Source organism: Phaeovulum vinaykumarii, from assembly GCF_900156695.1.
In the GTDB taxonomy this organism is placed as follows: Bacteria; Pseudomonadota; Alphaproteobacteria; order Rhodobacterales; family Rhodobacteraceae; genus Bieblia_A; species Bieblia_A vinaykumarii.
The window spans coordinates 1-2,112 of sequence record NZ_FTOM01000023.1 but is presented as its reverse complement, the minus strand read 5'-3'; the positions used below and the strand labels follow the sequence as shown (position 1 = coordinate 2,112).

Annotated in this window: 4 protein-coding genes; 2 read left to right on the top strand and 2 right to left on the bottom strand. The window is 62.4% G+C overall.

All coding sequences use genetic code 11. The features are described from left to right. Positions 1-50: 50 nt before the first annotated feature. Together BW949_RS17260 and BW949_RS16365 are read left to right on the top strand one after the other, a co-directional pair. Positions 51-209, top strand: coding sequence for a phage head-tail joining protein (locus tag BW949_RS17260; RefSeq protein ID WP_412779808.1), 159 nt, complete (start codon positions 51-53; stop codon positions 207-209). A 1-nt stretch (position 210) separates the two neighbouring features. Then, positions 211-555, top strand: a complete 345-nt coding sequence (locus tag BW949_RS16365; protein ID WP_076368001.1) for a DUF2190 family protein — start codon at positions 211-213, stop codon at positions 553-555. A 22-nt stretch (positions 556-577) separates the two neighbouring features. On the opposite strand, the gene BW949_RS16360 is transcribed toward BW949_RS16365, so the two are convergent. Together BW949_RS16360 and BW949_RS16355 are read right to left on the bottom strand one after the other, a co-directional pair. Continuing rightward, positions 578-1,420: an NYN domain-containing protein gene (locus BW949_RS16360; RefSeq protein WP_076368003.1), complete on the bottom strand. Its 843-nt coding sequence runs from the start codon at positions 1,418-1,420 to the stop codon at positions 578-580. A 211-nt stretch (positions 1,421-1,631) separates the two neighbouring features. After that, on the bottom strand, positions 1,632-1,847 hold the full coding sequence (locus tag BW949_RS16355) for a hypothetical protein (protein ID WP_076367999.1): 216 nt from the start codon (positions 1,845-1,847) through the stop codon (positions 1,632-1,634). Between the last annotated feature and the right edge of the window lie 265 nt (positions 1,848-2,112).

Sequence of the window (2,112 nt, the reverse complement as noted above, 5' to 3'; positions counted from 1 at the left end):
CGGGCACGGTCGGACAACCGCGCCGGATCAGACCGCTTCGCCTGGCGATCATAATAGGTGGAGGGGGCGATCGGCAGCACCGTGCAGATCGGCTCACCTACGCAAGCGACGGCGAGATGGCCGCCGCGCTCGCGGACCTCAACCGGCAGATCGCAGGGGCGACCGACCGCATCTCGGTCGTCCGCATCCAATCCTCGAAAGGGCTCTGAGATGAAGAACTACCTCCAGAACGGCCACATCGTCCGCGTCACGACGCCCGCGGGCGGCATCGCCTCGGGCGACGCGCTGATTGTGGGCAGCATCTTCGGCATCGCCGCCTATTCCTCGGCCGAGGGCGACCCGGTCGAGCTCTCCACCACCGGCGTGTTCCAGCTGCCGAAGGCCAGCGCCGCGGTGCTGACGGTCGGCGCGCGCGTGGCGTGGGACAACACGGCGAAGGTGGTGACCACCCCGGCCGCGGGACGATTTCCCATCGGGGTGGCGGTCGAGACGGCCGGGAGCGGAGTCACCAGCGTCGCGGTGCGGCTGGACGGGATCGCGACGGCGGCGGCGTGACTTTCGATGGGATAGAGATCAGCTACTCGGCCAAACGCTGGGAAAACTTGACCCTGAACGCTTTCCGCTCTGCGTCGGTCAAGTCGCGGCCTACGCGATTCCGGATACGAGCCAAAGTCGGCCGATCCAACTCAGGCGGCACCCTACCTGGTGTCGCTTGCACAGCCGCACGGACCGACTCGCGTTTCGTCGCATCAAGTTGCGCAATCGTAGCTACCATTTCAGCTTCAACAGCGGCTTCCAAGGTCTCGGCCTCCGAGCCTACGGCCGCTTCGGACTGCGGAGCAACGAGAGCACTTGGTTGGCCCGCTGGCGGCGCCGGTAAACGAACTACAAGAAACGCATTCACATCGTCTTCAGTCCATTCCCTATGGGTGTCGGCTTCTTGGATCAGGTCTGGAGATTGAGAGCCGCGAGCAGGCTTAATCCCAAGTAGATGAACCTGGACTCCGAAGGTCTGGGCTACCTGAACACCGATCCGGATGTCCTCGTCGCCAGAAACGATAAGCGCATCACTAATGACACGGTTGCGGGCGAGATCGATCAGATCCGTCACAATCAACGAATCTACACCTTTCTGCTCGCCCTTACTGTTGACCATGCCGAGCCGCAGTTTCGACAGTCGCGCGTTGGCGACCTCGATCTGCTCGGAGTTTGGCCGACCGCCACGAAGCAGGCCGTCGTACCAGTAGGTGCGGAGCATGCGGCCTTCAGGGCAGGCTTCCTCCGCTACCTTGCGCAGTCTTGCGAGTATCTCTTTTACGTTGAGTTCGATGGCCGTCCGCGGTTGCTTCTGGCCAGCAATCAGCGCGGAACCCTGCGCGTAGACGTACCCGGCATCAACAAAAACGGCGATCTGCAGCACGCTCTCGATCCATAAAGTATGGGGCACCCGAGGGTGCCCCTAAATAAATGAGTGCTGGGGCGTACACCGCCAGCGCCTCCGGAAGATAGTATGTGGAGGTGAAGATTACAATAACGAATCGGATCTCCCGTTGCAGCCCCTGGTGGAGCAAGCCGCGAACAAGCGATGCATTTCGCCCTTTTAAAACAGACGTTTACCGATTGGATGCCGATCACCGCCCCAGTTGCCCTCCAGAGTATACCGCTTCCGTGATCCGCTGGAGCAGCGCCGCATGATCAGCGAGGGCGGTGACATGGCCCCAGTGGACGTCCTCGGGGCTGGTGAAGAAGTGGTCGTCGCTGGCGGCGCGGATTCGGTCGAGGGCCGCGTCGATCTCGGCCTTCCGCGCGATGAACGCGGCGAGCGCGGCGTCGTTGGTCTTGGGCATGGGGTAGTCTCCCGTGGTGATGTCGGGGACTACCACGCTCGCGGGCGCGGCTCGATCAAGCGGAGAGTGCTGTGCGACTCGGCGCCAACGCGCCGCCAGCGTTCTGTTGACACAGTGTTGACACGGGCTCGGAACGCAAAAGGCCTCCCGTTCGGGAGGCTCTTAAGCGGCTGATATCTTGTATTATATTGGTTGCGGGGGTAGGATTTGAACCTACGACCTTCAGGTTATGAGCCTGACGAGCTACCGGGCTGCTCCACCCCGC